Annotated in this window: 2 protein-coding genes and 5 tRNA genes; all 7 read right to left on the bottom strand. The window is 30.8% G+C overall.

The annotated features are described in order from the left end of the window. Window positions 1-549: 549 nt before the first annotated feature. A complete protein-coding gene (locus tag BN899_RS18175; protein ID WP_042278419.1) occupies window positions 550-963 on the bottom strand; it encodes a hypothetical protein in 414 nt (137 codons plus the stop codon). A gap of 18 nt (window positions 964-981) precedes the next feature. Further along, a complete protein-coding gene (locus BN899_RS18170) occupies window positions 982-1233 on the bottom strand; it encodes a DUF2508 family protein (RefSeq protein WP_042278417.1) in 252 nt (83 codons plus the stop codon). A 120-nt stretch (window positions 1234-1353) separates the two neighbouring features. Further along, window positions 1354-1429: transfer RNA gene (locus BN899_RS18165), tRNA-Val, on the bottom strand. A gap of 7 nt (window positions 1430-1436) precedes the next feature. Continuing rightward, a tRNA-Arg gene (locus BN899_RS18160) sits at window positions 1437-1513 on the bottom strand. A 7-nt stretch (window positions 1514-1520) separates the two neighbouring features. Further along, window positions 1521-1594 (bottom strand) — tRNA-Cys (locus BN899_RS18155). 9 nt (window positions 1595-1603) lie between these two features. After that, window positions 1604-1680 (bottom strand) — tRNA-His (locus BN899_RS18150). 12 nt (window positions 1681-1692) lie between these two features. Next, window positions 1693-1769: transfer RNA gene (locus BN899_RS18145), tRNA-Pro, on the bottom strand. Window positions 1770-1784 lie beyond the last annotated feature (15 nt).

The raw sequence follows: 1784 nt of genomic DNA, 5'->3' as shown, positions 1-1784 counted from the left end.
ATTTTAAGCGACTGTGTCGGTGCTTATTTTTTTCAACTTCTTTAGTTTACCAAAGTTATTTAACCTTGTCAACTTTTTTCTGTTGTTTTTTCTACTTGTTTGCCTTTTTCTTAAGGACAAGTAATAATATACCATCTTAGTTTTATATCGTCAATACTTTTTTAAAACTTTTTTAATTTTTTTATTATTAAACTCAACTTCTAAGCTGAAAACCTGCATATCGCATAATTTGATAAAGATTTAGTCCTTATAAAAATAAGTTTAAAATTACCTTCATACTTATTTTTATAAATATAAGATTAGATATAATAATTAAATTATATTTTTATAACTACATTAATAATTACATCCAAATAACTTATTTATTATTAATACGTTTATATAATAACTTAAGCGATACTGCCTTTTTATATTATGTAAAATAGATTATTTTATACAATAATTTATAAATTTTATAAAATAATCTATTCATACATAACTATTTATACATTTAAATTATAATTAGCTGTTACTAGTTTATAATTTTTAGTTTCATATTTTTATGTATTATTAATCAACTTGAGATAATAATCTCTTTGTTATATCAGAAAGTTTTAATTCACCTAATTCTTCATGTGCCATCGCTATGACTATTTTTATAGTATCATCTGAATTATCCCATTTATATGCTCTAGCATTCATTATAACGTCTTCTGGCATTAATTCTTCTAATTCCATAGCTAATTCATCTGCTAATATCATATATTCATCAAATAAGTCTTCTTGTTCTATATCATCTAGTTCATAGTTTTCTTTTATTATTTCGTTTAGTTCATCTATACTTATACTAATTTGGTAAGCTAAAGTGTCTTCTCTTTTACTACCTTTAGTCATATCCTTTTCAACTATAAATTCACTATTTTCTTCTATAACCACTTTTATTTCACTACTGTCGATTATTTCATTCCCAAAGACTATATACAAATCATCATCTCCTTAAGTTTACTTAGCCATTGCTTCTATTAAAGATTCCTGCAAAGATTTTTTTATACCTTTTTCTTTTGCCATCCTTATTAAATATCTGTATCTAGATTTCTTAGCCTCTAAATCATATATAGCAACATCCACTAATTCTGGATCACTAACAAATTGAAAAAAATGCTCTGCAGTTTTAACTTCTACCTGAGCTCTTTTTATCTCTTTCATTATCTTTTGTTTTTCTTTATCTTTTTCAAGCCTATTTCTTTTAGACATATTTTACCCTCCATAGTTTACATATACTATGAATTTTGACAGTTTCTATAATTCATATACATTACTAGGTAAAATAAAAAGGTAAAATAAAAACCTCTAGTGAAATTCACTAGAGGTTACTGGTGGGATTAACAGGGCTCGAACCTGTGACCCCCTGCTTGTAAGGCAGGTGCTCTCCCAGCTGAGCTATAATCCCGCGTATATGGTGCGCCCAAAGGGACTCGAACCCCTAACCTTCTGATTCGTAGTCAGACACTCTATCCAGTTGAGCTATAGGCGCACGTTTATGGAGGCGACACCCAGATTCGAACTGGGGATCAAGGAGTTGCAGTCCACTGCCTTACCACTTGGCTATGTCGCCTTACTTTTATGGGGTGGATAATGAGAGTCGAACTCACGACCTCCAGAGCCACAATCTGGCGCTCTAACCAACTGAGCTATACCCACCATAATATATTTTGGTCGAGGTAGAGGGACTCGAACCCCCGGCCCCATGGTCCCAAACCAAGTGCGCTACCAAACTGCGCTATACCTCGATATTACTTTAAACT

This window comes from Faecalimicrobium dakarense (assembly GCF_000499525.1).
Taxonomy (GTDB): Bacteria; Bacillota; Clostridia; order Peptostreptococcales; family Peptostreptococcaceae; genus Faecalimicrobium; species Faecalimicrobium dakarense.
Note: the sequence above shows the minus strand (reverse complement) of the source record. Positions and strands in the feature narration are given on the sequence as shown.